The organism is Solidesulfovibrio alcoholivorans DSM 5433, assembly GCF_000702665.1.
In the GTDB taxonomy this organism is placed as follows: Bacteria; Desulfobacterota; Desulfovibrionia; order Desulfovibrionales; family Desulfovibrionaceae; genus Solidesulfovibrio; species Solidesulfovibrio alcoholivorans.
Window position 1 is genome coordinate 70,922 of record NZ_JNJA01000004.1, and the last position, 26,042, is coordinate 96,963.

General features: G+C 66.3%; 26 protein-coding genes. 8 read left to right on the forward strand and 18 right to left on the reverse strand.

All coding sequences use genetic code 11. The features are described from left to right. Nucleotides 1-16: 16 nt before the first annotated feature. The 8 genes from cimA to Q368_RS0108790 form a co-directional block, all read right to left on the reverse strand. Nucleotides 17-1,645: a citramalate synthase gene (gene cimA, locus Q368_RS0108760; protein ID WP_029458690.1), complete on the reverse strand. Its 1,629-nt coding sequence runs from the start codon at nucleotides 1,643-1,645 to the stop codon at nucleotides 17-19. 125 nt (nucleotides 1,646-1,770) lie between these two features. Then, nucleotides 1,771-3,006 (reverse strand): aspartate kinase, encoded by a 1,236-nt coding sequence (locus Q368_RS0108765; RefSeq protein WP_029458691.1) that lies wholly within the window; start codon nucleotides 3,004-3,006, stop codon nucleotides 1,771-1,773. A 49-nt stretch (nucleotides 3,007-3,055) separates the two neighbouring features. Then, nucleotides 3,056-3,562 (reverse strand): tRNA (adenosine(37)-N6)-threonylcarbamoyltransferase complex ATPase subunit type 1 TsaE, encoded by a 507-nt coding sequence (gene tsaE / locus Q368_RS0108770; protein WP_029458692.1) that lies wholly within the window; start codon nucleotides 3,560-3,562, stop codon nucleotides 3,056-3,058. A 9-nt stretch (nucleotides 3,563-3,571) separates the two neighbouring features. Next, a complete protein-coding gene (locus Q368_RS0108775) occupies nucleotides 3,572-4,027 on the reverse strand; it encodes a CBS domain-containing protein (RefSeq protein ID WP_029458693.1) in 456 nt (151 codons plus the stop codon). Nucleotides 4,028-4,029: 2 nt separating this feature from the next. Further along, a complete protein-coding gene (locus tag Q368_RS0108780) occupies nucleotides 4,030-5,568 on the reverse strand; it encodes a bifunctional ADP-dependent NAD(P)H-hydrate dehydratase/NAD(P)H-hydrate epimerase (RefSeq protein ID WP_029458694.1) in 1,539 nt (512 codons plus the stop codon). A gap of 61 nt (nucleotides 5,569-5,629) precedes the next feature. Then, on the reverse strand, nucleotides 5,630-5,929 hold the full coding sequence (locus Q368_RS24485) for a hypothetical protein (RefSeq protein ID WP_084158722.1): 300 nt from the start codon (nucleotides 5,927-5,929) through the stop codon (nucleotides 5,630-5,632). Further along, nucleotides 5,930-6,340 carry a holo-[acyl-carrier-protein] synthase gene (locus Q368_RS0108785; protein ID WP_052360085.1) on the reverse strand — a complete coding sequence of 137 codons (411 nt, stop codon included), beginning with the start codon at nucleotides 6,338-6,340 and terminating at the stop codon, nucleotides 5,930-5,932. A 113-nt stretch (nucleotides 6,341-6,453) separates the two neighbouring features. Further along, nucleotides 6,454-7,179, reverse strand: a complete 726-nt coding sequence (locus Q368_RS0108790; protein WP_029458696.1) for a pyridoxine 5'-phosphate synthase — start codon at nucleotides 7,177-7,179, stop codon at nucleotides 6,454-6,456. Nucleotides 7,180-7,398: 219 nt separating this feature from the next. Between Q368_RS0108790 and Q368_RS0108795 the strand changes: the two genes are divergently transcribed. Next, complete coding sequence (locus Q368_RS0108795) at nucleotides 7,399-8,739, forward strand: UDP-glucose dehydrogenase family protein (protein ID WP_029458697.1); 1,341 nt, start codon at nucleotides 7,399-7,401, stop codon at nucleotides 8,737-8,739. Nucleotides 8,740-8,925: 186 nt separating this feature from the next. On the opposite strand, the gene Q368_RS0108800 is transcribed toward Q368_RS0108795, so the two are convergent. From Q368_RS0108800 to Q368_RS0108810, 3 genes are read right to left on the reverse strand one after another with little or no spacing between them, the layout of a single operon-like run. Further along, nucleotides 8,926-9,597: a LutC/YkgG family protein gene (locus Q368_RS0108800; protein ID WP_029458698.1), complete on the reverse strand. Its 672-nt coding sequence runs from the start codon at nucleotides 9,595-9,597 to the stop codon at nucleotides 8,926-8,928. Next, complete coding sequence (locus Q368_RS0108805; protein ID WP_029458699.1) at nucleotides 9,594-11,003, reverse strand: LUD domain-containing protein; 1,410 nt, start codon at nucleotides 11,001-11,003, stop codon at nucleotides 9,594-9,596. The genes Q368_RS0108800 and Q368_RS0108805 overlap by 4 nt, the downstream gene beginning before the upstream one ends. After that, nucleotides 11,000-11,722 carry a (Fe-S)-binding protein gene (locus Q368_RS0108810; RefSeq protein ID WP_029458700.1) on the reverse strand — a complete coding sequence of 241 codons (723 nt, stop codon included), beginning with the start codon at nucleotides 11,720-11,722 and terminating at the stop codon, nucleotides 11,000-11,002. The genes Q368_RS0108805 and Q368_RS0108810 overlap by 4 nt, the downstream gene beginning before the upstream one ends. Nucleotides 11,723-11,854: 132 nt before the next feature. Between Q368_RS0108810 and Q368_RS0108815 the strand changes: the two genes are divergently transcribed. From Q368_RS0108815 to Q368_RS0108835, 5 genes are all read left to right on the forward strand, one after another. Continuing rightward, nucleotides 11,855-13,156 carry a citrate/2-methylcitrate synthase gene (locus Q368_RS0108815; protein WP_029458701.1) on the forward strand — a complete coding sequence of 434 codons (1,302 nt, stop codon included), beginning with the start codon at nucleotides 11,855-11,857 and terminating at the stop codon, nucleotides 13,154-13,156. Between the two features lie 19 nt (nucleotides 13,157-13,175). Next, entirely contained in the window at nucleotides 13,176-15,779 is a 2,604-nt protein-coding gene (locus tag Q368_RS0108820) for a mechanosensitive ion channel family protein (RefSeq protein ID WP_029458702.1), read from the forward strand. A gap of 101 nt (nucleotides 15,780-15,880) precedes the next feature. Beyond that, nucleotides 15,881-16,156, forward strand: coding sequence for a hypothetical protein (locus Q368_RS0108825; RefSeq protein WP_029458703.1), 276 nt, complete (start codon nucleotides 15,881-15,883; stop codon nucleotides 16,154-16,156). Between the two features lie 61 nt (nucleotides 16,157-16,217). Then, complete coding sequence (locus Q368_RS0108830; protein WP_052360086.1) at nucleotides 16,218-16,658, forward strand: bactofilin family protein; 441 nt, start codon at nucleotides 16,218-16,220, stop codon at nucleotides 16,656-16,658. 68 nt (nucleotides 16,659-16,726) lie between these two features. Continuing rightward, a complete protein-coding gene (locus tag Q368_RS0108835) occupies nucleotides 16,727-16,951 on the forward strand; it encodes a hypothetical protein (RefSeq protein WP_029458705.1) in 225 nt (74 codons plus the stop codon). Between the two features lie 139 nt (nucleotides 16,952-17,090). On the opposite strand, the gene Q368_RS0108840 is transcribed toward Q368_RS0108835, so the two are convergent. Further along, the gene (locus Q368_RS0108840; protein WP_029458706.1) at nucleotides 17,091-17,753 is read right to left on the reverse strand and encodes a FecR family protein; all 663 of its coding nucleotides are present in this window, start codon (nucleotides 17,751-17,753) and stop codon (nucleotides 17,091-17,093) included. A 13-nt stretch (nucleotides 17,754-17,766) separates the two neighbouring features. Continuing rightward, entirely contained in the window at nucleotides 17,767-19,614 is a 1,848-nt protein-coding gene (locus tag Q368_RS0108845) for an adenylate/guanylate cyclase domain-containing protein (RefSeq protein WP_029458707.1), read from the reverse strand. Between the two features lie 252 nt (nucleotides 19,615-19,866). Here Q368_RS0108845 and cysK point away from each other — a divergent pair, with 252 nt between their 5' ends. Then, the gene (cysK, locus tag Q368_RS0108850) at nucleotides 19,867-20,796 is read left to right on the forward strand and encodes a cysteine synthase A (protein ID WP_029458708.1); all 930 of its coding nucleotides are present in this window, start codon (nucleotides 19,867-19,869) and stop codon (nucleotides 20,794-20,796) included. A gap of 65 nt (nucleotides 20,797-20,861) precedes the next feature. Continuing rightward, the gene (epsC, locus tag Q368_RS0108855) at nucleotides 20,862-21,743 is read left to right on the forward strand and encodes a serine O-acetyltransferase EpsC (RefSeq protein ID WP_084158733.1); all 882 of its coding nucleotides are present in this window, start codon (nucleotides 20,862-20,864) and stop codon (nucleotides 21,741-21,743) included. Nucleotides 21,744-21,848: 105 nt separating this feature from the next. Here the strand turns inward: epsC and Q368_RS0108860 are convergent, their stop codons facing one another. Genes Q368_RS0108860 through Q368_RS0108880 form a run of 5 tightly spaced genes read right to left on the reverse strand, consistent with a single transcriptional unit; the run spans nucleotide 21,849 to nucleotide 26,001 of the window. After that, complete coding sequence (locus Q368_RS0108860; protein ID WP_029458710.1) at nucleotides 21,849-22,160, reverse strand: (2Fe-2S) ferredoxin domain-containing protein; 312 nt, start codon at nucleotides 22,158-22,160, stop codon at nucleotides 21,849-21,851. A gap of 32 nt (nucleotides 22,161-22,192) precedes the next feature. After that, nucleotides 22,193-23,578 carry a nitrogenase molybdenum-iron protein subunit beta gene (gene nifK / locus Q368_RS0108865; RefSeq protein WP_029458711.1) on the reverse strand — a complete coding sequence of 462 codons (1,386 nt, stop codon included), beginning with the start codon at nucleotides 23,576-23,578 and terminating at the stop codon, nucleotides 22,193-22,195. A gap of 29 nt (nucleotides 23,579-23,607) precedes the next feature. Further along, nucleotides 23,608-25,230 carry a nitrogenase molybdenum-iron protein alpha chain gene (gene nifD / locus Q368_RS0108870; protein ID WP_029458712.1) on the reverse strand — a complete coding sequence of 541 codons (1,623 nt, stop codon included), beginning with the start codon at nucleotides 25,228-25,230 and terminating at the stop codon, nucleotides 23,608-23,610. Nucleotides 25,231-25,285: 55 nt separating this feature from the next. Continuing rightward, complete coding sequence (locus Q368_RS0108875; protein WP_029458713.1) at nucleotides 25,286-25,660, reverse strand: P-II family nitrogen regulator; 375 nt, start codon at nucleotides 25,658-25,660, stop codon at nucleotides 25,286-25,288. Nucleotides 25,661-25,671: 11 nt separating this feature from the next. Next, nucleotides 25,672-26,001 carry a P-II family nitrogen regulator gene (locus Q368_RS0108880; RefSeq protein WP_029458714.1) on the reverse strand — a complete coding sequence of 110 codons (330 nt, stop codon included), beginning with the start codon at nucleotides 25,999-26,001 and terminating at the stop codon, nucleotides 25,672-25,674. Nucleotides 26,002-26,042: the final 41 nt, after the last annotated feature.

Here is a 26,042-nt window from a genome sequence, read left to right on the forward strand (position 1 = left end):
CCGGGCCTCGATTTCGCTATCCCCTGAGGGCCTTGGTCAGCTTTTCCTTGTCGTCGCTGAAGAGCTTGTAGTTGATGGCGTCTTCCATGGCCTGGAAGCTCGCCTCGATGACGTTGTGCGACACGCCCACCGTCACCCAGCGTTTCTGGGTGTCGCCGGATTCCACGAGCACGCGCACGTGGGAGGCCGTGCCGCAGCCGCCCTTGCCGCAGTTCTCGTCCGCGGCGGTGCCGGAGAGCACACGGACCTTGAAGTCGAGCAGGCGCATCTCGGCCAGGCGCGGATAAAAGCCGCGCAGGGCCTTGCGGATGGACTTGTCCAGGGCGTTTATGGGGCCGCGCCCCGTGGCCGCGGTGTGCTTGACCCGGCCGCCCACCTTGATCATCACCGTGGCTTCGGTCAGGGGCTCCATGCACTCGTAGGCGTTGTCGTCGAGCACCCGGTAACGCGTGACGGTGAAATAACTGCGCGCCCGGCCGAGCACGCGGTTGAGGAGCAGCTCGTAGGAGGCCTCGGCCGCGGTGTATTCGTAGCCGAGCGCCTCGCGTTCCTTGATGGTGGTGAGGAGTTCGAGCACGAAGGGATCGTTCTTGTCCAGCTCGAAGCCGAATTCCCGCGCCTTGTAGAGGATGTTGCTCTGGCCCGAGAGGTCGGACAGCAGCACCCGGCGCTCGTTGCCCACGGCCTCGGGCGTGATGTGCTCGTAGGTCAGCGGGTTTTTCACCACGGCCGAGACGTGCACGCCCCCCTTGTGCGCGAACGCTCCGCTGCCGACGTAGGGCTGGTTGGAGGGCGGCTGCTGGTTGACCATCTCCGAGACGAAATGCGCCGTGGGCGTGAGGAGCGCGAGCTTGCCCTCGGGCAGGCAGTCGAGGCCACGCTTGAGCACGAGCGAGGGGATGATGGAGCAGAGGTTGGCGTTGCCGCAGCGCTCGCCGTAGCCGTTGATGGTGCCCTGCACCTGCACGGCCCCGAGTTCCACGCCCTCGATGGAGTTGGCCACGGCCACGCCCGAGTCGTTGTGGGCGTGGACGCCGAAGCGCGCATCGGGCAGCGCGGCAATGGCCGCGGCCATGATCGCCCGGAAGTCCGAGGGCAGGGTGCCGCCGTTGGTGTCGCAAAGGACCAGCACGTCGGCTCCGGCCTCGTGGGCGCGCTTGAGCACCGCCAGGGCGTAATCGGGGTCGGCCCTGTAGCCGTCGAAAAAGTGCTCGGCATCGAAGAAGAGCTCCCGGAAATGCCGGCGCAGGAAGCGCAGGGAATCGCCCACGAGGTCGAGGTTGCGCGGCAGGGTCGTGCCCAGGGCCTCGGTGACGTGGATGTTCCAGCTTTTGCCGAAAATGGTGGCCACGGGCGCGCCGGATTCCACGAGCGCCTTGAGGTTGGGGTCGGCTTCGGCCGTGCCGCGATGGTTGTGGGTGCTGCCGAAGGCGGCGATGCTCGCGGTCTTCAGGCTGTAGTTCTGGATTTCCTGGAAAAAGCGCTTGTCCGTGGGGTTCGATCCCGGCCAGCCGCCCTCGATGTAGGCCAGGCCCAACTCGTCGAGCTTGAGCGCGATGCGCAGCTTGTCCTCGGTGGTGAGGTTGATGTCCTCGGCCTGGGTGCCGTCGCGAAGGGTCGTATCGTAGCAAAGCACGCGTGCCATGATGTGTCCTGGAGCGCCGCCGGGCCGCCTTGGTGAGGATGCGGCCGGGGCCTGGGGTTGCCCGCGCTGCGACGGATGCCGTCGCGGCGCGGGCGCGGGTTGCATGCAGGCGGAAGAAAATCCGCCTAGGCGCAGGCCTTGGTCGGCGCTTCGGACAGGCCGAAGGCGTCGTGCAGGGTGCGCACCGCCAGTTCGAGATACTTTTCCTCGATCAGGCAGGTAATCTTAATCTCGGAAGTGGAAATCATGAGGATATTGATGTTCTCTTTTTTGAGCAGCGTGAACATCGTCGAGGCCACGCCCGAATGGCTGCGCATGCCCACGCCGATGACCGAGACCTTGCACACGTGCACGTCGTGCTGGATCTCCTCGGCCCCGATGTCCGGGCGCAGCTTGTCCAGGATGGACATGGTCGTGTCGAGGTTGGCGCGGGAAATGGTGAAGGTCATGTCCGTGCGGCCGTCGCGCCCGGTGTTCTGGATGATCATGTCCACGATGATGCCGGCTTCGGCGATGGGGCCGAAGATGGCCGCGGCCACGCCGGGGCGGTCCATGACGTTTCTGACCGTGATGCGGCACTGGTCCTTGTCGTAGGCGATTCCCGAAACCAGGACGTCTTCCATTTCCGTATCCTCCGAAGTGACCAGCGTGCCCGGATCGTCGCTGAAGGTCGAGCGGACCCGGACCGGCACATTGAATTTCTTGGCGAATTCCACAGAGCGGATCTGCAGGACCTTGGCTCCCTGGCTGGAGAGCTCGAGCATCTCGTCGTAGGTGATGCGGTCGAGCTTGCGCGCGGTGCGGCAGAGGTTGGGATCGGTGGTGTAGACGCCGTTGACGTCGGTGTAGATCTCGCAGACCTCGGCATCCAGGGCGGCGGCCAGGGCCACACCCGTGGTGTCGGAGCCGCCGCGGCCAAGGGTCGTCACGCGGCCGTGGCAGTCCACGCCCTGGAAGCCCGCGACCACCAGCAGGTCGTAGTCCTCCAGCATGGCCTTGATCCGCGCCGCGTCGATCTCCATGATCCGGGCCCGGGTGAAATTGGAATTGGTGGTGATGGGAATCTGGTGCCCGAGCAGCGAGCGGGCGCGCAGGCCCGCCTCCTTGGCGAGCATGGTGAAAAGCGCGACAGAGGCCTGTTCGCCCGTGGTCACCAGCACGTCGAGTTCGGCCGGGTCGGGGTTATGGGAAAACTCCCTGGCCTGGGCGAGCAGCCTGTTGGTCTCGCCGGACATGGCCGAAAGGGCCACCACCATCTTGTAGCCCAGGGCGTGGGACTTGCGCACGCGGTCGAGGACCAGGCGCATGCGCTCCAGCCCCTTGACCGACGTGCCGCCGTATTTCTGCACCATAATCCGCATGATGGGTTCCTCCAGATAAGGCGACCGGGCGAACCGTCCCGGTCCGACGTCACAAGCCGCAAGCCGGCAGGGCGCCGGCCAGTGCAGCCAGGGCGGCCCGCCCCCGCGCGCCGATTCCCGCTACCCGGCAGCGCCGGCCGGTCGCGGCCGGCTCCCAGTCGATCTCCAGCCGGTCGGCGGGCAGGGCCAGGGCAGGCAGGTATTCGGCCCACTCCACGATCACCAGGGCCTCGCCCGCGGCCCCGGATTCCAGATGCTCCTCGACGCAAGGGTCGCCGCCGGGAATCCGGTACAGGTCCACGTGGCGGATCTCCGGCCGTGTGGGGTAGATATTGACGATATTGAAACTCGGGCTCGCGACTTCCGCGTCCCCGCCGCCGGGCAATTCCCCGGCCAGTCCCCGGACCAGCGTGGTTTTGCCCGAACCGAGGCCGCCGCGCAAGAGCAGCGCGACACGCGTTTGCGACGAAACCGCGACCTTCGCCAGGGCGCGGCCCAAGGCCAGGGTGGACGCTTCGTCCGGGAGCGTCAGGAAAAGAGATTGGCTCGGGTCCATCGGGCCGGGCTACTTCTTTTCCAGAAGCGTGCCCAGGATGTCGCGCATGCCGATGATGCCGACCACCTTGCCGGCATCGACCACCGGCACGGTGTGGAACCCCTTGTCGGTCATGAGCGAGGCGACCTCGTCGATGTCGGTCTCCGGCGAAACGACGGTGGGATGCCGCGTCATGGCATGGGCGGCGGTCAGGGCCGACATCTTTTCCACTTCCCGGTCCAGGTCCTTCATGGAGCCCAGGGGAATGAACCCGTCGAGCAGGGAAAAGACCGAGGGCAGGGACAGCTTCTTCTGCTGCGCCACGAGGTCGGCCTGGCAGAGGATGCCGGTGAGCGCGCCGGAAGCGTCGAGCACGGGCACGCCGTTGTAGCCTTCGTCGAACAAGAGCTTGGCCGCGACGCTTATTTCCGTGTCCTCGGCGATGGTGACGACGTTTTTGGTCATCACGTCCTTGGCTTTGAGCATGGTCACTCCGTGATCGCCCGGGGCAGCATGTCGGCGATTTCCGATGCCAGATTGCCCCGTCTGGGGTAGGCGGCGGCAAGGCGCGCGCCGCCGAGCCCATGCCAATACACCGCAAGGCAGGCGGCAAGCAAGGGGGTATGGGGACCCGCCAAAAGCGCGGCGGCAAGCCCCGAAAGCACGTCGCCCGAGCCGCCCACGGCCAGGTTGGGGGCGATGACCGGCGACACCGCCGCCGTGCCGTCCGGCGCGGCAACCACCGTGGCCGGCCCCTTGAGCACGGCGACGCAGCCGTACTTCGCGGCAAGCGCACGGGCGCTTTCCAGCCTGTCCGCTTCCACTTCGGGAATGGACGCGCCCAAAAGCCGCGCCGCTTCGCCGGGGTGCGGCGTGATGACCGTCTCGGCGGAAATCTTCGCGGCAAGTTCCGGGCGCTGCGCCAGGAAATACAGGCCGTCGGCGTCGAGCACCAGCCGGCAGGGCAGGGGCAGCAGGGCGTCGAGAAAATCCCCCGTGTCCCCGTGCCGGCCAAGCCCCGGCCCCAGGGCCACGGCCCCGGCTCCCTTGCAGAAATTCCGCACCGCTTCGGCCTCGGCCGCACCGAAATGGCCGGCCGTGCCCATGGGCATGGTCATCACGTCCGGAAAACCGGCTTTGAGCGCCACCTCGGCCGCGCCCGGACAGGCGACGCTCACCAGTCCCGCGCCGCTGCGCAGCGCCCCGAGCGCCGCCAGAAGCGGCGCACCGGTCAGTCCCCGGCTGCCGCCGACCACCACCACGCGTCCGGCGCTGCCCTTATGCAGTACAGGCGACACCGGCCCCAGCGCCTGCAAAATGCCCGGGGCGATGCGATGCGCCCGGCAGGGATGACGCTCCTTGACCACCGGCGGAATGCCGATCTCGCGCACGAGCAGCTTTCCCACGTACGGCGCGGCCTCGGCCGCCGCGAGCCCGGTCTTGGCCGCCTCGAACGTCACCGTCGCCCTCGCCCGCACCGCCACTGGCGACGGCCTGCCCGTCGCCCCGGAAAGGCCCGACGGAATGTCCAGCGCAAACACATACGCCCTGTCGGGCAGTTCGTTGACCGCCTCCACCACGCGAACAAGCTCCGGGCGCAACTCCCCGGAAAACCCCGTGCCGAGCAGCCCGTCCACCACGATGTCCGGCACGTCCCTCCAATCCACCCGCGTAAGCGGCAGCATGGGCAGCGCGAGCTTCGCCGCAAGCCTGGCGTTGTACCCGGCCGCGCCCTTGTATCGCCCGCGCGGCCGCGCCAGCGCAATGCGCACCTGCGCGCCGCGCCCGGCCAGATGCCGCGCCAAAGCCACCGCGTCGCCGCCGTTGTTGCCGGGACCGGCCAGCAACAACACCGACGCGCCGCGCACGTCGCCCACTTCGCCAACAAGCGCATGCATCGCCTCGCGGCTGGCGTTTTCCATCAGCGCGAGGAACGACATGCCGCACTCGGCCACGCTCGCCGCATCCCAGGCGGCGATTTCGGCAGGGGTGGGGAGGGGGTCAAAATAACAGGAATCAAGTAACATGCTTGTTTCCTTGTTGAGATAATGTTAAATTTAAGTGGGCTGAATGTAATTGCTGCCAGCTCTACTCGATAATATGATCGATCATCTCGTTTTCTTTTCTGGTCGGATAGAATTTTTTCTTTTCTGGTATCCCGTAAAATATTGTGCCATGGATTCCATGGCACACTTTCTTGTTGATTTTGCGGGACCAAATTTTTGAAAAAATTTCTGCTGAAAGTCTTTCTCCAAGTCTTTCATAGAGCTCATCGTTGAATTCTATGTCGGTGTCATTTGGAAAAATAGCCCTGAATTCAGATTCTGTCGCTGAAAAAATGTCATAAGTACAATTTATGGCACCATCGATTATTTGGATGTTCTTCATTTATGCTTTTTTCCTCTTCCGCCATTTCCCGCATCCGCTGGCCTGTTCCAGTACGACGACGGCTGCTGCGGTGGTGCGTTCGTGGGTGATGGTGACGTGCCAAGAGGTGGCGCCGAGGGTTTGGGCGCGTTGCTCGGCGGGGCCGTGGAGGGTGAGGGTGGGGCGGCCGAGGGGGTCGGGGAGGATTTCGAGGTGCCGGAAGGTGATGCCTTGTGCGAAGCCGGTGCCGAGGGCTTTGCTGGCGGCTTCCTTGGCGGCGAAGAGGCCGGCCACGCGATTGAGGGGATGTGGCGGCAGGGTGGCGCGTTCGGCCGGGGTGAGGATGCGGTCGAGGAAGCGGTCGCCGAAGCGTTCGAGGCTTGCGGCGATGCGCGGCAGTTCCACGAGGTCCAGGCCCAGGCCCAGGATCATGGCGGGGATTCCTCATGTCGTGTCCACAAAAGAGGGTATACTCGTTTTGCGGACAACATCTTGGTATAATTAGTTTTTTAAAAAAATGACGTATCTTTTAAGGGGACGCAACTCTAGTCGGGGAATCCGGCGATGATGCCGGCCATGGTTGTGACGGCTTCGCTGATGCCGGTCATGATGGCGCGAGCGATGATGCTGTGGCCGATGGAGTATTCGCTGATGCCGCTGACGTGGGCGAAGGCGTATATATTGTCGTAGTCGAGGCCGTGGCCCAGGTTGACGCCGAGGCCGGCCTGGCGGGCCATGGGGATGGCGGCGAGCAGGCGTTTGAGTTCGGTTTGCCGGGCGAAGGCGGTGGCGGCGTCGGAGTATGCGCCGGTGTGCAGTTCGACGTAGGCCGCGCCGGTGGCGACGGCGGCTTCGATCTGGGCGGGTTCGGGGTCGATGAAAAGCGAAGTGGGGATGCCGGCGGTTTTGAGGGCGGCGACGAATTCGCCGAGTTCCTCTTCGCGGCCGGCGACGCCGAGGCCGCCTTCGGTGGTGAGTTCCTGGCGTTTTTCGGGCACGAGGCAGACCATGTGGGGCCGAAGTTCCAGGGCGATGCCGCGCATTTCGTCGGTGGCGGCCATTTCCAGGTGCAGGCGGGTTTTCACGGTTTGTCGCAGGAGGCGGACATCGCGGTCCTGGATATGGCGGCGGTCCTCGCGCAGATGGACGATGATGGCGCGCGCGCCGGCCAGTTCGGCCATGGCGGCGGCGGCCACGGGGTCGGGGCTGGCGGCGAGGCGTGCCTGGCGGACGGTGGCCACATGATCGACGTTGACCGCAAGTAGGGGCATGACGGACTCCTTTGAGAACGTCTTTATACGGTATTCCTTTTACAAATTGGAGGCAACGGGGCCGGGAACAGACGGGATTGTTGACAAACGTCCGACCAATCCGTAAGTGCGATTCCACCTGTCGATGACGGGGCAAGGCCGCCTACGGCGATGCATGCCCCCTCCCCGGACAAGCCCTCCGCAGCCCGGGGAAAAAACCCTAACAACGAGAACACGTTTATGAATCTTTGTATCGTAGGCACCGGTTATGTTGGTCTGGTGAGCGCCGCCTGCTTCGCCGAAATGGGTAACGACGTCTGCTGCGTGGACATCAACCCCACCATCGTCGAGAATCTGCGTCAGGGCAAGATCCACATCTACGAGCCGGGACTCGATGAACTGGTCAAGCGCAACGTGGCCGAAGGCCGTCTGCGCTTCACCACCAAGGTGGCCGAGGGCATGGAGAACGCGCTGTTCGTGTTCATCACCGTCGGCACGCCCCCCCGTGAGGACGGCTCCTGCGACCTGTCCTTCGTCTACCAGGTGGCCCGGGACATCGGCGCCGGTATGACCGATTACAAGATCGTGGTGGACAAATCCACCGTGCCCGTCGGCACCGCCGACGAAGTGCGCAGGCTGATCGGCGAGGAGTTGAAAAAGCGTGGCGAAGCCATCGAATTCGACGTGGTTTCCAACCCCGAGTTCCTCAAGGAAGGCGACGCGATCAACGATTTCTTCAAGCCCGACCGGGTGGTGGTCGGCACGGACAACGTGCGCACGGGCGAGCTCCTGAAGGCCCTGTACGCGCCCTATGCCCGCAACCGCGAGAAGGTCATCGTCATGGGCGTGCGCTCGGCCGAGATGACCAAGTACGCCGCCAACTGCATGCTGGCCACCAAGATTTCGTTCATCAACGAAGTCGCCAACATCTGCGAGCGGGTCGGGGCCGACGTGCGCGAAGTGCGCATGGGCATCGGTTCGGACAGCCGCATCGGCTACCAGTTCATCTACCCGGGCATGGGCTACGGCGGATCGTGCTTCCCCAAGGACGTCAAGGCGCTCATCGACACCTCCCGCCAGTACAAGTTCGAGCCCGAGCTGCTGGCTGCCGTGGACGAGGTCAACAAGCGCCAGAAGCACACCCTGGCGAAGAAGATCGACGCCTACTTCGAGCCGCAGGGCGGCGTGAAGGGCAAGACGCTGGCGCTTTGGGGCCTGGCGTTCAAGGCCAACACCGACGACGTGCGCGAGGCTTCCTCGTTCGAGCTCATCAAGGACCTGACGGGCAAGGGCATGAAGATCGTGGCCTTCGACCCGGTCGCCGGTCCCAACACCCGCGAGGCCTTCAAGGGCAACGACCTGCTGACCGTCGTGGACGAGCAGTACGCGGCCCTGGAAAAGGCCGACTGCCTGGCCGTGGTCACGGAGTGGAACCAGTTCCGCAACCCGGATTTCGGCCGCATCAAGAAGATGCTCAAGGCCCCGTTGATCTTCGACGGCCGCAACCTCTACTCCCCGCAGCTGCTGGCCGACCTCGGCATGGTCTACTTCTGCATCGGCCGCCCGGCTCCCAAAGTCTAGGCGTCCGGTTTCTCACGGATTCCATGGAGGGCGGGCAACCGCCCTCTTTTTTTGGGGGAAAGAGCACCCACGCCAACGCTCTCCGCTGGCATGGGCGCGTTTGCCCTGCCGGCCGGGAGGCCGGCAGGGTTTTCATGGCAGGTGATGTTGCGGGAAGCGGCGCGCCGCAGGGCTGCGCCCTGGCGGCTAGAGCCAGTCGAGGCCGATGACGTGGACGGAAAGCGGGCCGTGCACGCCGCGCACATAGACGAATTCGATGTCGCCCGTGCTGGAGACGCCGGTCACGCAGTTGACCGCGCTCGGCATGGGCGCGCCGGCGAGGCGGTCGGCGAGGGCCGGCAGGTCGGGCAGAAGGCGCGAGCGCGCCACGAGGGCCACGTGCAGGCGCGGCACCAGCGCCGCGCAGCGCGGCATGGTCGGCCCGGCCGTCAGGATCAGGCTGCCCGTCGCGCCCAGGGCGTAGGCCGCGCCGGTGATGCCCATGTCCACCGCGGCCAGTCCCGGACAGGCCCGCTCGGGCAGGTCCGCCGGGGCAAGGACCGTCGCGCCCGCGCCTTCGATGGCGGCCACCGCGCCGACGGCTGTTAGGTCGGCATGCTCCCAGGCCACGGCGGTCTTGACGCCGTGCCGGGCCATGGTCCCAATGAGGGCTGCCCGAGCCTCTTCCGGGGTTTTCGCCAACTCGAACGTCGGGCCAAGGGCGGTCAGCGCCTTGGCGAAGACGTTGAAATCCGCCGCCGCGGCGTCGGCCCGGCGCAGGGGCAATGCCGTGGCGCGCCGGGGGAAACCGGACGGGCCGGCCCCATGCACGGCGGCGCGCAGCCGCCCGAGAATCGCCATTTTCGCGCACGCGTTCATGACCGGCCTCCCTGCGTCTTGCCGCCGCGCGCCGCGCGGAAGCGCCGGGCGAAGGGCCGGACGAAGCCCGGGAAGCGCCGGCCGCGCAGGAACCGCCCCACGGGCGAATCCGGCGCGAGCCTGGCTGTTTTGGACAACGTGGGGTCCACGGTGCGGGCCACGGCGGCCGCGCCGTCGAACAGCCAGGGATGGCGCGCCAGGGCGGCGAAGGCCTTGGCCGCGGGGTCCGGGGTCGCGGCGGCCAGCCGGCGGCGCAGTTCCTGGAGCAGGGCGGGGTGGTCGATGCCGGCCGGGCAGGCCGCGGCGCAGGCGGCGCAGTGGGTGCAGGCAAACGGCTGGCGCGGGTCGCCGGCGGCACCGGTGAGGACACACGAAAGCACCGAGCCCATGGGGCCGGGGTAGACGCCGCCGTAGGCGTGGCCGCCGACGGCCTGGTAGACCGGGCAGACGTTTAAGCAGGCACCGCAGCGGATGCAGCGCAGTATGTCGCGCAGCACCGGGTCGCCGAGCACGGCCGAGCGGCCGTTGTCCAGGATGACCAGATGCATTTCCCTGGGGCCGTCGCATTCGCCGTCGCGGCGCGCGCCGGTAAAAAAGGACAGGTGCACGGGCAGCGTCTGCCCCGTGGCCGAGGGCGGCAGGATGTCGAGGATGGCGGCCGCGTCGGCGAGCGTCTCCACCACCTTTTCGAGCGTCATGAGCGCCACGTGCACGGGCGGGCAGGAAGCGGAGAAGCGGATGTTCCCCTCGTTTTCGAGCACCGTGACCGTGCCGGTCGCGGCGATGGCGATGTTGCAGCCGGTGATGCCGGCGTCGGCGGCGAGGAATTTCTCCCGCAAGCTGTCGCGGGCGATGCGCGTCATCTCCGGGATGTCGCTGCTCGTGCGGCCGAATTTCGCCGCGAAAAGCGCCGCGACCTGCTCCTTGGACACGTGCAGGGCCGGGGCCAGGATGTGCGAGGGCTTCTGGCCGGCGAGCTGGATGATGTATTCGCCGAGGTCCGTCTCCACGGCGGTGATGCCGGCGGCGGCCAGGGCGTCGTTGAGCCCGATCTCCTCGCTGACCATGGACTTGCCCTTGACCACGAGCTTCGCGCCGCTGGCCGTGAGGACGTCCGTGACGATGGCGGCCGCCTGGGGCGCGTCCTCGGCGTAATGGACCGTGCCCCCGGCCGCGCGCACGCTTTTTTCCAGCTTTTCGAGCAGGTCGGGCAGCGTCGCCAGGGTCTTTTCGCGCACGGCCACGGCCCGGGCCCGGCGTTCGGTGAAATCGGGCATGGCGTTGACCGAACGCTCGCGCAACAGGTCGATGTGGTGGATGGCCTTGTCCAGGATGGCGCGGGACTCGCGGTCGGCCAGGGCCTTGGACGACGCCTCGCGGAAATCGTGCTTCTTGTACGCGCTCATGCCGCTTCCCCCGCGAGCACTTCGGCCAGGTGCAGGGGGCGCACCGCCGCGCCGCGCTTGGCCAGGGCCGAACTGATGTTGAGCAGGCAGCTCGGTTCGGCGGTGATCACGGCCTGGGCTCCGGTTTCCAGGATGTCCTCGATCTTCTTGTCGAGAATCGCCTGGCTCACTTCCGGGTAGTCGATGCTGAACCCGCCGCCGAAACCGCAGCAGCGCTCGGGATGGGGCAGGGGCACGAGTTCCAGGCCCGCAACCCCGGCGAGCAGGCGTTCGGTGTGGCTCCCCACACCCAGCACCCGCGCGCTCTGGCAGGAGGCGTGCAGCGTCGCCCGCAGCGGCAGGGACGCCCCGAGTTCGGGACAGTCCAGGACATCGACCAGGAACTCGCCGAGTTCGTAGGTCTTTTGGGCCACGCGCGCGGCACGGCCGCGAAAGGGGTCGTCCGCGGCGAAAAGTTCCGGATAGCGCCGCACCATGGCCACGCACGAGGCCGACGGCCCGACCACGGCCGGGGCGTCCTCGAAAATCTCCACGAAGCGCCGGGCCAGGGGCCTGACTGCGTCCGGCAGGCCGCGCTTGTAGGCGAACTGGCCGCAGCAGGTCTGCCCGGAGGGCAGCCGCGGCGTCACGCCGGCGCGGGAAAGCGCCCTGGCCGTGGCCTCGCCCACCCGGGGCAGGACATGGGCCACGAGGCAGGGGATAAACAGAAAGGCATCCACGAAAAACCTCCTTACGGGCGGGGCGTGAACTTACGCCCGTTCCCGCGAGGGTCAAGCCCCCGGTCCCGGCGCGGCTTTACAGGGCGTTTCGCCCGGGATAAAAGAACTCCTTACTCAAGAAAAGGAAGCCGCATGACCCCACCCGAGACCGCCACCATTTCCTACGACGGCAAAAGCATCGAACTCCCCGTGATAAATGGCGATCATGTCGAAAAAGCCCTGGACGTGCGCAAGCTGCGCGCCCAGACCGGCTGGATCACCGTCGATCCCGGCTATGCCAATACGGCCGTGTGCAAAAGCGCCATCACCCATATCGACGGCGAAAAGGGCGTGGTGCTCTACCGTGGCTACGACCTCGACGAGCTCACGCAGAAATCCACCTTCGTGGAGACGGCCATGCTCGTCATGTTCGGCGAACTGCCGACCAGGGCCGAGCGCGAGGCCTTCCGCGTCATGCTGCGCGACCAGGAACTCCTCCACGAAGACCTTTTGAGCCATCTCGACGGCTTTCCGCCCAACGGCCACCCCATGGCCATCCTCTCGGCCATGATCAACGCCATGGGCAGCTATTACCCCGAGCTCTACGACATCAGCTCCCAGAACGACTTCCGCCTGGCCGCGGCCAAGATCATGAGCAAGGTGCGCACCATCGCCGCCTTCAGCTTCCGCAAATCCCAGGGCATGCCGCTCAACTACCCCAATCCGAACCTGGATTACTGCCGCAACTTCCTGCACATGATGTTTTCGGTGCCGTTTTGGATCTACGAGGCCCCGGACCCGGTCGTTAGGGCGCTCAGCATCTTCATGATGTGCCACGCCGACCAGGCGCTCGACACGTCGTGCGCCACGGTGCGCATGGTGGGCTCGAGCCAGGCCAACCTGTTCGCCTCGGTCTCCGCGGGCATCTGCGCCCTCTGGGGCCGCCACCACGGCGGGGCCAGCTCGGCGGCCATCCGCATGTTCGAGGACGTGGTGGCCGGGCGCACCACCGTGACGCGCATCATCGAGGCGGCCAAGTCCCGTTCGGGCCGGCTCATGGGCTTCGGCCAGCGGGTCTTCCATGTCGAGGACCCGCGCGCCCGCATCATCAAGGCCACCTACGAAAAACTCATCGCCACGGGCTACGCCAAGCGCGATGCCTTCCACGACATCGCCCAGGAGATCGAGGAACGCGCCGGCTCTGAGGAGTACTTCGCCTCGCGCCACTTGCTGCCCAATACCAATTTTTATTCGAGCCTGTTGCTGCGGGCCATCAACTTTCCGCCCAACATGTTTCCGGTCATCACGGCCATCGGCAACATGCCCGGCTGGATCGCCCATTGGAAGGAGGAGACGCAGTCCCCCGACCAGCGCATCCACCGGCCGCGGCAGATCTACACCGGCCGCAAGCGCCATGCCTACACGCCCATGGAAAAACGCGCCGCGCGTCCCTAACCCCAACCCCGGTCGCCCCATGCCCCTTCGCACTGCCCTGCTCGTTTGCGGGCTGGCCTGCTGGCTTTGCCTGTGCGCCGCAGCCCCCAGTCCCGCCCAGTCCCCGGCCGCGCCCGCCGCCGCCGCGCCTGCTCAAACCGACAAGTCGGCCAAGGACGAGGCTCCGGCCAAGGTTGACGCGCCCGCCAAGACTGATGCGTCGGCCAAGGCCGATGCGCCCGCCAAGGCCGATGCGCCCGCCAAGGCCGACAAGCCGGCGAAATCCGATGCCCCGGCCAAAGCGGATAAACCCGCCGCCAAGGCGCAGCCCGAAAAGCCGAAGGCCGATGCACCCGCCGAGGCCGACGCGCCCAAGGACTGGCAGGTGCTGCTGTCGATCCACCAGGAGTCGCTGGTGCAGCAGGCCGCGCGGTTTAAGTCCATGGAAGGGCTGTTGCCTAAAAACGTGCGCCGCTTCCGCGCGGAGCTTTCCGCCCTGGCGGGCAAGCTCGACGAGCTCAACCTGATCATGAGCCTTTCCGGTGGCAACCCCTGGGAGATGCGCGCCGTTTTAAGCGACATGGCGCGCCTGCGCCGGGCCGTGGACACGCTCATGGCCCCTTTCCAGGACAGCCGCGAGGAACTCGACAAGATCGCCACGCGTCTGGACTCCCTCAAGGAGGATTTCGCCAAGCGCCTGGACGACGATCCCGAGCCGCCCATCGCCGACGCCATCAACTACTACCTGCGCTACATCAAGGGCGTGGGGGCGAGCCTCAATTCCGTGCGCACCGCCCTCAACAAGGAACTCGGCCCGGCCAAGGATTTCCTGGAGTCCCTCGGGCAAAGCGAGGAGGCGCTCAAAAAGCGCATCCCGCAGGCCTGGAAGCAATACTACTTCACGCCCTCGGCCGAGATTTTCGCGGTCAAGACCTGGCTCGGCCTGCCGGACCAGGCGCTGCTGTGGCTGCGTTCCAACGGCTCCATGGCGGCCTCGATCTTCAAGGGCACGGACAGCCAGCGCGCCCTGTCCTCGATGATCCGCTTCGGCGTGGGCCTCGTGCTGCTGCTCGCCGCTGACGCCGTGGCCTGCCTGCGGCTGCGCAAACGCTTTCCGGGCAGCCTCTTCGTCAAGCGGGCGCACCGCGTCTGGCTGCTCGTGGGGCTTAGCCTCATTGCGCGCTGGGTCTCGGCGGACGCGCCGCTTTTGATGCAGGAAGTGCTCAACGCCTTCTCGGAGATGTTGCTGGCCGCGGCGCTGGCCGTTTTTTCCTGGCTGCTGCGCTTTGCCGAGACCGACGTGGAGAAGATTCCGCCCAATCCGCTGCGCGCGCTGTGGCTGCTTTTCTGCCTGGGGCTCGCGCTCCAGATCGCCGATCCGCCCGAACCGGCCATGACCGCGATCTGGCTGGCCTTCCTGCTTGTTTTCTTCCAGTCCTCGCGGCGCGGCAAGACGAGTGCGACCGGGCTCGTGGCTTTCGCCATAAGGCGCGTCACGCCGCCGCTCGTCCTCGTGTTGTGCCTGACCGCGGTCCTGGGCTGGCAGCACCTGTCGTTTCTGTGCCTGTCCGGCTGGTTTTTGCTGCTCGCCGCGTTGCAGACCGGGCTCGCCCTGGCCGGCTTCCTGACCCGCTGGCAGGCCGGGGCCGAGGACAAGGGGGCGTCCGTGGTCACGCGGGCTCTGGCCACGAGCCTGGGCTATCCCCTGATTTCCTTGTCGCTTTTCTTCATAGTCCTCTACTGGTTCTCCACGGAGCTCGGCGGGCCGGACATGTTCGTAACGGCTGTGTCCTTCACCGTGACCGTAGGCACCCTGAACCTCACCCTGGGGCGGCTGGCGCTCATTCTGACGGGCTTTTTCGTGACCCGTTCCCTGCTTTTTTTTGTGCGCACCTTCCTGCGGGACCTGCCGCGCCGCAGCCCGGGCATCGACACCGGGGTGTGCGACGTGCTGGAGACCACGTCGCAGTATCTGCTCTGGGGCGTCTACACCCTGGTTTCGCTTTTCATGCTCGGCTTTTCCTTCACGAGCCTGGCCGTGATCGCCGGCGGCCTGTCCGTGGGCATCGGCTTCGGCTTGCAAAACATCGTCAACAACTTCATCGCCGGCCTCATCCTGCTCTTCGGCCGTTCCATCCAGGCCGGCGACACCATCCAGATCGACAGCACCTGGGGCAAGGTGTCCAAGGTCAACATCCGCAACACCGTGGTGCGCACCTTCCAGAACGCCACGCTGTTCGTGCCCAACTCCGACCTCATTTCCGGCAAGCTCATCAACTGGACCCACCGCGACCCGACCATGCGCCGGGACATCAGCGTGGGCGTGGCCTACGGCACGGATACGGACAAGGTCCGCGACATCCTGCTGGAGGTGGCCAAGGCCCAGCCCCATGTGCTGCGCAATCCCCAGCCCGTGGTGCAGTTCTCGGCCTTTGGCGACAGCTCCCTCGATTTTCTGCTCATGGTCTGGGTGGAGAACGTGTCCTTCGGCATGGAAACGGAATCGAACATCCGCTTCGATCTCAACCGGCGCTTCCGCGAGGAGGGCATCGAGATTCCTTTCCCGCAACGCGAAGTGCGCATCGTCGGTGGCTGCGACGACCCGACGGCCCTGGCCGCCGCAGCCGCCGGCGGCGACGACTGAGGCGGGCGGCCTGCGGCCAGGGCCGTGCCCCGGGGAGGGGCGTCCCGCTTTTCGCGGGACAGCCGGCCGAAGCTTTGCTATCAAGGCGAAAAGGGAACGCCATGAGACGCTACGCCATCGCCTGCGCCTGCCTGGTCCTGCTCGTCCCGGTTTCGGGCGCGGGCTGCCGGAAACAGGCCGTCCCCCCGACCATGCCGCAAACGATGAGTCCCGTGCCCGGCTCCGGGGCGAGCGCCGAGGAAGTGGAGCGGTATCAGTTGGAAGAGGAAAAGCGCGCGCTCATGGAGCAGTACGGGGACAACCTCGCGCGCATCCAGCAGATCAACGCCCGACTCATCGAGCTCAACATCGCGATTAACCGCCAGAAGCATCCGTGAGGCGCGACCCCGCCGGCACGGCGCTTCGGCCCCGCAAGCCCGCTTGAGGAACTACGCACCCATGTTCGGACGCAACACCAAGAGAAAGCCGCGCCATGACGCCATCACCGCGTTTCTCGGCGCGGGCACGCAGTACCACGGCCAGTTCCGGTTCCAGGGGGTCGTGCGCATCGACGGCGGCGTCATCGGCGACATCGTTTCCGACGGCGTGCTCGTGCTCGGCGAGCAGGGCCATGTCGAGGGCACCATCCGGGTGGCCGAACTCGTGGCCAACGGCAGCATCGTCGGCGACGTGGAGGCGACCCGGCGCGTCACGCTGCACAAGCGCTCGAACCTCGACGGCAACCTCGTGGCCCCGGCCATCGTCATCGAGGAAGGTGCGGTGGTCAACGGCCTCGTGCGCATGACTTCGCCCGAGGAGCGTCTTCTCGTTTCCGGCGTTCCGCCTGCGGCCATAAGTCAGGCCCCGGACGCGGACCCGGCCGGCCAGGTCGGAAAATAGGGATTGCCAAAACCTCCCGCGCCGTTTACACGGCAAAAACGCCTCGTGCGCGCAAGGAGTCCCGCCCCATGGGCCAGTTTTTCCCCAATGCCGGCCAGTTTCCCCTGGAAGACCAGATCAAGAATCTCGGCGACGACGAGCTGCTCGATTTCTGGGAAGAAACCCAGTATCTTGAGCGTATGCTCGTGGAAGACGACGAAACCGAAAACGACCATTCCGTGGAATACGAACGCGTGATCCTGCAGGAACTCATGCTGCGTTCCTGCCGCCGCACCCTGGCGGCCGGGCGCTAGACCCGCCGCGACCGATTCCCTTCCCGCCTTTTTTCGCCAAGACAGGGCCGTAGTCCCGTCGTGTGCGCCTCGTCGGCGCGCGGCGCGTGTTGCCTGCATTTGCCCCCGGCGACATGCCGTCGCCGGGGGCAAGGCGTTGCTATTGGTGCTCGCCCCAGGCGGCCAGGGCGGCGTTGTCGGGATGGGCCTCGCGCAGGCGGCGCAGTTCCTCGCCCACGCGGCGCTGCTGTCCCAGGCGGGAAAGTTCTTCCAGCAGCACGATGTCCGGCGAGACGTCGCCGGGCGCGGCCGCCTGGCGCATCGCCGCGACCTGCTCCTCCACGGCGGCGAGTTCCGCCCGTTCCTCGTCGCTGAGAGTCTTGTCCTCGGGCACGGCCACCTCGCGGGTCTTCACCTGTGCCGTGGCCTGTTCGCCGGCTTCGCTTAAAATCGACGAGGCCGCGCCGCCGGCAGGGCGGGCGCGAAGCGGCAGCTTTTCCACGGCGGGCGGCGCGGCGCTGTCCGCGCTCTGGCCGCCGGCGGCGGTGATGACCACCGTGGCCGGTCCGGTCCAGGTCTCGCGCACGCCCTTCTGGAGAAAGGCGAGCTGGGCTTCGGCCCCGCGGGCGAGGTCGATGCGTTCGCCTTCGCGCAGCCGCGTGAAGACTTCCAGGGGCTTTTTCCCGCCGTCGGCCGGGGACAGCGTCGCCTGCCCGGACAGGGCCGCGACGAGGCAGACCAGGCGCGGGGCCTCGGCCAGGGCCGGGCCGGCCCATGCGGTCGCGGCGAGGAAGATGCCGAGAAGGAATGCAAACCGTTTCATGACCGCTCCTTTTTTACTTCGAATCGGATATGCCGAGGATCTCCAGGGCCGGCACGGGTTCGCTCTTGCCCTTGACCCGGGCGTTTTCGCTTCTGCCTGTTGCCACGCCCGGTCCGGCCATGTCCACCACGGTCCGGCTGGCCACCACCGGCGCGCCCATGACCTTGGTGAAGCCTTCCAGGCGCGAGGCCGTGTTGACGGTGTCGCCGATGACGGTAAAATCCAGGCGCTGGCGGGAGCCGATGTTGCCGACGACCGCCGGGCCCGCATGCAGGCCCACGCCGATGCGGAATTCCCAGTCGCCGAGTTTGGGGAAGCGCCTGCGCATCCAGCCCTCGAATTCCTTAGCGGCATCAACCATGCCAAGGGCCGTGGCCAGGGCCTGCCGGGCATGATGGGGATCGGCCAGGGGCGCGCCGAACACGGCCATCACCGCGTCGCCGATGAATTTGTCGATCATGCCGCCGTGGGCGAGGATGATGTCGCAGACCTTGGAAAAATAGGCGTTTAAGAGTTCGACCACTTCCTGCGCCGAGAGCTTTTCACTTAATGTCGTGAAATTGCGGATATCCGAGAACAGGATCGTGACCGTGGCCAGGGACCCGCCCGGCGCGGGCGGCTGGCCGCTTTCCAGGATGCCGGCGATGGCCGCCTCGGACACGTATTTGCCGAAGGCGTGGCGGATGTGGGCCTTTTCCCGTTCGCCGCGCGTCAGGCGCACGGCGTTGGCCCCGGCCCAGATGAGCGCCGTGCCCAGCTCGCAGCCGGCCAGGGGGAAGAGCCAGCCGCGCAGGAACAGCAGGTAGCCAAGGCCGAAGGAGAGCAGCATGCAGCCGAGCGCGGCCAGGGCCGACGGCCCGGGATGCAGCCGCGCGCAGGCCAGGGCGCAAAGCCCCAGGAACGGCAGCCAGCCCGCCGCGGCGAAACCCTTGCCGACCACGGACAGGGCGCGCCCGGAAAGCAGCGCCTCCACGATGTTGGCGTGGATTTCCGGCCCGGGCATGAATTCCTTGGGCGTGCCGAAAAGCGGCAGGGAATAGGGCGAGGCCAGGCGGTCGTGCGCGCCGTGGATGTCGATGCCGAGGATGACCACCTTGCCGGCCAGGGCTTTCACTTCGGGGTCGTTGGCCGCGTCCGGGGCGAGCAGCCGGGCGAAGCTCAGGTGCCGAAACGTCTCCGGTGGCCCGTAAAAGGGGATGGGGCGCGGGGTGAGCGCGCTTGTGGCGTCGATCCCCTTGAGCCCCGGGGCGTGGGGATCGGCCTTGCGCGCCAGGGCGGCGGCAAAGGACAGGCGCGGCTCGCCCTCGGCGAAAAGCGCCGGGGCGAAGCGGCGCACCACGCCATCGCGGTCGAGCGGTACGTTGGTGAGCCCGAGGTCCGCCTCGTGCCCGGGCAGGGCGACCAGGTAGTCCGTGGCCGGCAGGCTGAAGGCCGCCTCGCCGGATTCGGTGGACACGCTCGCGGCCAGGATGACTTTGCCCTTGACCAGTTCCAGCATGAACTGCCGGTCGAAGTCGCGGCTGGCCTCGGCGCCGATCATGTCCATCCAGGTGACCGGGGACAGCGCCGGCTGGATGTCCATGCCGACGGCCGCCACGCCGACCTGGCGCAGCACGGCCAGCACCTTGGCGTAAAGCGGCCCCCAGAAGACCAGCGGCCGGTCGGGTTCGGCGGCGAGCGCCTCGTCGTCGAGCAGGGCCACGGCGACGTGCTGCGGATCGCGGCGCTTGCCCGCGAGCACGTGCCACAGGTCGGAAGTCCAGGCGTCCAGGCGTCTGCCCGGCTCCGTGGTTTCGAAAAAGAGCCCCGCGCCGAGGGCGGCGAGGATCAGGCAGGTGTAGAAGACGGGTTTGAAGCGCATGGTGGTTCCGCGCGGGCAGGCCGTTTGCGACGTCGGCCCGGGACGGGCCGGCGGGAGGCGTCGTCGCGCCGACGGCGCATGACGTCACTGAAAACGCGCGTGGCGTCAAGCCCCGCGGCGATGCCGCGCCGGGAGCGGCATGGGGACGCCTGCCCGGGGATGCGCCCGGCGCGCGAATGCGCTATGTTCCCCCCCGTCCGGCCGGACGCGCCGCCGCGCCCGCGCCGGAAAAACGTCGCCAAGGAGAACGCGATGCGCATCGCCGCCGATATGACCGAACTCGTCGGGGCCACGCCCATGGTCTGGCTGACCCGGCTGGCCGAGGGCTGCGTGGCCCGGGTCGCCGCCAAGCTCGAATCCTTCAACCCCTGCTCGTCGGTCAAGGACCGTATCGGCGTGGCCATGATCCGGGCCGCCGAACGCGAGGGGAAAATCGCCCCGGGCGCGGTTATCGTCGAGCCGACCTCGGGCAATACGGGCGTGGGGCTCGCGTTCATGTGCGCCGTGCGCGGCTACAAGCTCATGCTCACCATGCCCGAATCCATGAGCGTGGAGCGGCGGGCGCTGTTGCGCGGCTTCGGGGCCGAGCTGGTCCTGACCCCGGCGGCCCAGGGCATGAAGGGGGCCGTGGAAAAGGCGCAGGCGCTGGTGGCCGAGCTGCCCGGGGCGTTCATGCCCATGCAGTTTTCCAACCCGGCCAATCCCGAGGCCCATGCCCGCACCACGGGGCCGGAAATCTGGGAAGACACCGACGGCCTGGTGGACGTGTTCGTGGCCGGCGTCGGCACGGGCGGGACGCTGACGGGCGTGGCCCGGGCGCTCAAGGCCAAAAAGCCCGCGGTGCGGGCCGTGGCCGTGGAGCCGGCCTCCTCGCCGGTGCTCTCCGGCGGCAAGCCCGGCATGCACGCCATCCAGGGCATCGGGGCCGGGTTCGTGCCGGAGGTGCTGGACATGGGCATTGTGGACGAGGTCTTTCCCGTGAAAAACGAGGACGCCCTGGTGACGGCGCGCCGGCTCCTGCGCGAGGAGGGCATCCTGTGCGGCATTTCCTCCGGGGCCAACGCCTTCGCCGCGCTGGAGATCGCCAAGCGGCCGGAAAACGCCGGCAAGATCGTGGTCTTCATCGTCTGCGACACGGGCGAGCGCTACCTGTCCACGCCGCTTTTCGCCGAGGAGGGCTGAGCGCCGTGTCCGAAACCAGACGTCCCAGGGGCAGGAAGCATACGCCCGTGGAGTGGGTGGCGGAAATGCTGTGCGCGGAGGCCTCCTACGAGAAGGTCTACCACCGCCCGCTGCACGACGAGCCCATGCCCGCGATTCCCGTGCTCGCCGAGCTCATGCAGCGCCTGCGTGCGGTGATCTTTCCGGGCTATTTCGGCCACTCCGACATCACCCCGGAAAACATGCGCTTCCACATCGGGGCCAACCTCGACGCCATCTACCGGCTGCTCACGGACCAGGTGCGGCGGGGCTACTGCTTCTTCTGCGAACTCAACGGCGCGGGCAACTGCCAGGAATGCGAGGACCGGGCGAGAACGCTTGCCGGCGAGTTCCTCATGCGTCTGCCGGACATTCGCGAATGCCTCGCCGAGGACGCCCAGGCCGCCTACGAGGGCGACCCGGCCTCGCGATCGCCCGGCGAGACCATCTTCTGCTACCCGAGCCTCACGGCGCTCACCCACCACCGTGTGGCCCACGAACTCTTCCGCCTCGGCGTGGACCTCATTCCGCGCATCATCAGCGAAATGGCCCATTCGGCCACGGGCATCGACATCCATCCCGGCGCGACCATCGGTCGGCGGTTTTTCATCGACCACGGCACGGGCACGGTCATCGGCGAGACTTGCATCATCGGCGACGGCGTGCGCCTGTACCAGGGCGTGACGCTCGGGGCCAAGAGCTTCCCCAAGGACGAGCAGGGCAAGCTCGTCAAGGGCATCGCGCGCCACCCCATCGTGGAGGACAATGTGACGGTCTACGCCGGCGCGACCGTGCTTGGCCGCGTCACCATAGGCAAGGGGTCGGTCATCGGCGGCAACGTCTGGGTGACGACCGACGTGCCGCCCTATTCGCGTCTGATCCAGCAGCATCCCGGCGGCGCTGTCATCACCGACGGCGGCGGCATCTGAGCCGGAACGGGCGAAGGGGAAAAAAACGAAGCCGCCCCGCTGGTCCGTGACAGCGGGGCGGCTTTTGTATGGGTGTCCATCCAAGCGGTTGGCGAACCGGTTCGGTTAGGGCAGCAGGTGGTCCTCACAGGGCTCGCCCTTTTCCAGAGCGTCGAGGATGTCGTCCACCTTGTCCTCGCTGTCGACCCCGCGGTACCACCAGTTCTCGGGCATCACCACCACGATCGGGCCTTCCTCGCACTGCTTCATGCAACCGGTGCTGACGATGCGGGCGTCGATGTCCCGGTCGAGGACGCCTTCCTCGAAGTAGCCGAGGAGGTTGTGCGAGCCTTTCTTGTGGCAGATGCCCTTGGCTTCGCCCTTGACGCGAAAGCTCGCGCAGACGTTGATCAGGTACCTGGGCTTCTCGATGGCCATGCGTCACGTCTCCCTTGATGTTGCGGTTCCGGTTACATCTGCAGTTCGAAGCGGGTTTCGGGGGCGTCGCGGTCCTGGCGATCCATGAGCAGGCCCAGGATCTTGTCCAAGAGGCGCAGGGCGCCGGAGTAGCCGACGGACGGGAAGTACTGGTGTCCCACACGGTCGAGGATCGGGAAGCCGTGGCGCACGAGCGGGATGTCCTCGTCGCGGGCGATGTACTTCATGTAGGTGTTGCCGATGAGCAGGTCGACCGGGTCGTTCTTGATCCACTGGTGCAGCAGGTACATGTCGGCCTGTTCGCCGTTCTTGAACTTGCAGTCGTAGGGCACGTCCTTGAGCAGCTCGGTCATGCGCTCTTCAAAGTACTTCCCGGCGGTGCCCGAGACGGTGTAGGCCGGAATCATGCCCAGGGTGACGCAGAATTCCACCAGCGCCAGCACCTGGTCCGGATCGCCGGCGATGGCGACTTTCTTGCCATAGAGGTACTGGGTGTAGTCGGAGATGACGTCCACGACCTGGCCGCGTTCGAAGTTGATGGCTTCGGGCACGGTCTTGCCGGAGATCTTGCGCAGGGCGTCCACGTAGCGGTCCGTGGCGAGCAGGCCGATGGGCAGGCCGAGGACGGTGCCCGGGACCTTGAACTCGGAGTCCAGGTAGTTGACGGCGTCGGTGGTGGCCCAGCGGCCCAGGCCGATGCTGGCCTTGGCGTCGCCCATGGTGGCGATGTCCGCGGGCGTGGCACCGGCGTTGGGATACATCTCGTAATGGCCGGTGAGCGGGCCGTTGAGCACGCCGTTGGTGTCGGGCGCCATGACGATCTCGATGCCCATCATGGCGGCCAGACGGCGCATCTCGGCCATGTCCGAGGGTTCGCAGAAGCCCGGGATGATGTTGATCTTGCCCGTGGGCGTCCCGGTCTTTTTGACGAAGCCCTTGATGATGCCCTTGACCATGTTCGCGTAGCCGGTGACGTGGGTGCCGACGTAGCTCGGGGTGCTCGCGTAGACGATGTACTTGCCTTCCGGCACCTTGCCGTCGTCCTTGGCCTTCTGCGAGATCTGGAGCAGGTCGTCGCCGATGGTTTCGGAGAGGCAGGTGGTGTGGATGGCGATGACGTCGGGATCGTACACCGTGAAGATGTTGTCGATGGCCGAGATCAGGTTCGACTGGCCGCCGAAGACCGAGGAGCCTTCGGTGAACGACGAGGTGCCGGCGATCACGGGTTCCTTGTAGTGGCGGGTCAGGGCCGAGCGGTGGTAGGCGCAGCATCCCTGGGAGCCGTGGCTGTGGGGGAAGCAGCCCTTGACGCCGAGGGCGGCGTACATCGCGCCCACGGGCTGGCAGGTCTTGGCCGGGTTGACGGTGAGCGCCTTGCGTTCCTTGATCTCGCCGGTGGTGTGTCTAAGCAGTGCCATGATGCATTCCTTTCTCGTGAAAAGCGGTCTTACTGGGCCACGTAGCTGGCTTCGAGTTCGGGACCGTCGGTCTGCCAGGGGGCCTTCATCAGCTGCCAGACCTTGGTGTTCACCATACGGTCGATGTCGTGGTACCAGTTGATGGCACCCTTGAAGCCGGCGTAGGGGCCGCCCATGTCGTAGTTGTGCAACTGCTTGAGCGGCACGCCCATCTTCTGGATGATGTACTTTTCCTTGATGCCGGCGCAGAAGATGTCGGGCTTCATGATCTCGATGATCTTCTCGGTCTCGTAGTGGTTGATGTCGTCGATGATCATCGAGTCCTTTTTCATCCCGCCGATCATGCCTTCATAGCCCTTGAACTCCAGGCCCTTGGCCTTGAGCGCCTCGATCTGCTCGGGGGTCTTGCGGGGCTGGTAGCGGGTCGGATCGGGCGCGATCTCCAACTCCTCGATGTTGCGGGAGTCGGCGTCGACCTTGATGTTGGGCAGCACGTGGCGGCCTTCGTAGTCGTCGCGGTGGGCGAACTCGTAGCCCGCGCCAAGGATCTCCATGCCGAGCTCGCCGAAGAGCTCCTGGTAGTGGTGGGCGCGGGAGCCGCCGACGAAGAGCATGGCGGTCTTGCCTTCGGTGCGCGGACGGACCTCGTCCACGACCTTCTTGACCTCGAGCATCTCCTCTTCGATGACCTTCTCGACGCGGTCGATGAGTTCCTGGTCCTCGAAGTAGGCGGCCATGCGGCGCAGCGACTTGGCCGTGGCCGCGGCACCGATGAAGTTGATCTTGATCCAGGGGATGCCGAACTTGGTTTCCATCATCTCGGCCACGTAGTTGAGCGAACGGTGGCACATGACGGTGTTGAGGTCGGCCTTGTGGGCGATGCGGAAGGAATCCACCGTGGAGTTGCCGGAAAACGTGGCGATCAGGGTGAAGCCGCACTTTTCCAGGATGCGCTCGATCTCGAACGCGTCGCCGCCGATGTTGTACTCGCCGAGGATGTTGACCTTGAACTTGCCCTCGACAGGCGTTTCGTCATCGGTGCCGATGATGTGCTTCATGATCTGGTTGTTGGCGATGTGGTGGCCGGCGGACTGGGACACGCCCTTGTAGCCTTCGCAGGAGTTGGCGAAGACGGTGATGCCGAGCTTTTCCTGCATCTGCCGGGCCACGGCGTGGATATCGTCGCCGATCAGGCCCACCGGGCAGGTGGAGAAGATCGAAACGGCCCGGGGATGGAAGTTGTCGTAGGCTTCCTGGATGGCTGCGGCGAGCTTCTTCATGCCGCCGAACACGATGTCGTGCTCGGTCATGTCCGTGGAGAAGGCATAGGGGATGTAGTTGTCCCCGTCGGGGCCGGCGTCGGTCTGGTTGCGGCGGGTGAGCCAGGAATAGAAGCCGCAGCCGATAGGGCCATGGGTCAGGTTGACGATGTCCCGGGAGGGCCCGAGGACCACGCCCTTGCAGCCGGCATAGGTGCAGCCGCGCTGGGTGATGATGCCCGGAATGGTGCGGACGTTGGCCTGGATTTCAGGGATATCGCCGCCCTCGGCGCCCGGGGTCATGGCCTTGGCCCGCTTGCGCGCGACCTTGGTGGGCATCCTGGCGATCAATTCCTTTTTGATCTCTTCGACATTGGTGGGCTTGGTGCTCATCTCGATGCTACCTCATTAGCTCTGTAACGGTCCGGGGACGTCCGCCGCGCTCGCGCTAGACGATGGCCGCGTCGCCTTCTTCGCCGGTCCGGACACGGATGGAATCGGAGACGGGCATCACGAAGATCTTGCCGTCGCCGGCCTGGCCGGTCTTGTTGACGGAAATCAGCACATCCACTGCCGGCTGCACTTTGTCGTCGGGCACCACCAGGGAGATGATGCGCTTGGGGTAGAGGCGGCCTTTGGTGCCGAGCAGGGCGATAGCCTCCTCGTTGCCGGCGGCCGCGCCTTCGAGCACCGCCTGGTTGACCAGGCCCTTGCCGCGGCCGTAGCCCTCGCGGGCCACGAAGGCCGGGATGCCGGCATCGGCGAGGGCCTTCTTGGTCTGGTTCATCTTGTTCATGCGGATAACCGCCATGATCTCCTTCATGATGCCCCTCCTTAGGATTCCTTCACACCGGAGGAGATGGTGTACATCTCGTCCACGGGGCTGATGAAGATTTTGCCGTCGCCGAAGGCGCCCTTGGCGCCGGTGCGCGCGCTTTCCATGATCGTCTTGACCACGAATTCCTTGTCCTTGTCGTCCACGACGCAGATCAACATGACTTTCGGAATCTCGTCGTACTGGATCTCGCCGATCTTGATGCCGCGCTGCTTGCCGCGCCCGGCCACGTTGAACTTGGTCACGGCCGGGAAGCCGGCATCCATCAGGGCTGCAAGGACGTCATCGCATTTCTCGGGACGAACGATGGCTCTCACCATGGTCTGCATGTCGAAGCTCCTTAAAGTCGTGTGCGCAATGGCGGTGGAAG

Coding starts and splice junctions, on each gene's coding strand:
- Q368_RS0108880 (WP_029458714.1), bottom strand. CDS start 26,001: ATGCAGACCATGGTGAGAGCCATCGTTCGTCCCGAGAAATGCGATGAC.
- Q368_RS0108875 (WP_029458713.1), bottom strand. CDS start 25,660: ATGAAGGAGATCATGGCGGTTATCCGCATGAACAAGATGAACCAGACC.
- Q368_RS0108840 (WP_029458706.1), bottom strand. CDS start 17,753: ATGAAACGGTTTGCATTCCTTCTCGGCATCTTCCTCGCCGCGACCGCA.
- nifD (WP_029458712.1), bottom strand. CDS start 25,230: ATGAGCACCAAGCCCACCAATGTCGAAGAGATCAAAAAGGAATTGATC.
- cysK (WP_029458708.1), top strand. CDS start 19,867: ATGCGCATCGCCGCCGATATGACCGAACTCGTCGGGGCCACGCCCATG.
- cimA (WP_029458690.1), bottom strand. CDS start 1,645: ATGGCACGCGTGCTTTGCTACGATACGACCCTTCGCGACGGCACCCAG.
- Q368_RS0108805 (WP_029458699.1), bottom strand. CDS start 11,003: ATGAGCGCGTACAAGAAGCACGATTTCCGCGAGGCGTCGTCCAAGGCC.
- Q368_RS0108845 (WP_029458707.1), bottom strand. CDS start 19,614: ATGCGCTTCAAACCCGTCTTCTACACCTGCCTGATCCTCGCCGCCCTC.
- Q368_RS0108815 (WP_029458701.1), top strand. CDS start 11,855: ATGACCCCACCCGAGACCGCCACCATTTCCTACGACGGCAAAAGCATC.
- Q368_RS0108765 (WP_029458691.1), bottom strand. CDS start 3,006: ATGCGGATTATGGTGCAGAAATACGGCGGCACGTCGGTCAAGGGGCTG.
- Q368_RS0108775 (WP_029458693.1), bottom strand. CDS start 4,027: ATGCTCAAAGCCAAGGACGTGATGACCAAAAACGTCGTCACCATCGCC.
- Q368_RS0108830 (WP_052360086.1), top strand. CDS start 16,218: ATGTTCGGACGCAACACCAAGAGAAAGCCGCGCCATGACGCCATCACC.
- tsaE (WP_029458692.1), bottom strand. CDS start 3,562: ATGGACCCGAGCCAATCTCTTTTCCTGACGCTCCCGGACGAAGCGTCC.
- nifK (WP_029458711.1), bottom strand. CDS start 23,578: ATGGCACTGCTTAGACACACCACCGGCGAGATCAAGGAACGCAAGGCG.
- Q368_RS0108835 (WP_029458705.1), top strand. CDS start 16,727: ATGGGCCAGTTTTTCCCCAATGCCGGCCAGTTTCCCCTGGAAGACCAG.
- Q368_RS0108860 (WP_029458710.1), bottom strand. CDS start 22,160: ATGGCCATCGAGAAGCCCAGGTACCTGATCAACGTCTGCGCGAGCTTT.
- Q368_RS0108820 (WP_029458702.1), top strand. CDS start 13,176: ATGCCCCTTCGCACTGCCCTGCTCGTTTGCGGGCTGGCCTGCTGGCTT.
- Q368_RS0108785 (WP_052360085.1), bottom strand. CDS start 6,340: ATGATCCTGGGCCTGGGCCTGGACCTCGTGGAACTGCCGCGCATCGCC.
- epsC (WP_084158733.1), top strand. CDS start 20,862: ATGCTGTGCGCGGAGGCCTCCTACGAGAAGGTCTACCACCGCCCGCTG.
- Q368_RS0108780 (WP_029458694.1), bottom strand. CDS start 5,568: ATGTTACTTGATTCCTGTTATTTTGACCCCCTCCCCACCCCTGCCGAA.
- Q368_RS0108790 (WP_029458696.1), bottom strand. CDS start 7,179: ATGCCCCTACTTGCGGTCAACGTCGATCATGTGGCCACCGTCCGCCAG.
- Q368_RS0108800 (WP_029458698.1), bottom strand. CDS start 9,597: ATGAACGCGTGCGCGAAAATGGCGATTCTCGGGCGGCTGCGCGCCGCC.
- Q368_RS0108825 (WP_029458703.1), top strand. CDS start 15,881: ATGAGACGCTACGCCATCGCCTGCGCCTGCCTGGTCCTGCTCGTCCCG.
- Q368_RS0108795 (WP_029458697.1), top strand. CDS start 7,399: ATGAATCTTTGTATCGTAGGCACCGGTTATGTTGGTCTGGTGAGCGCC.
- Q368_RS24485 (WP_084158722.1), bottom strand. CDS start 5,929: ATGAAGAACATCCAAATAATCGATGGTGCCATAAATTGTACTTATGAC.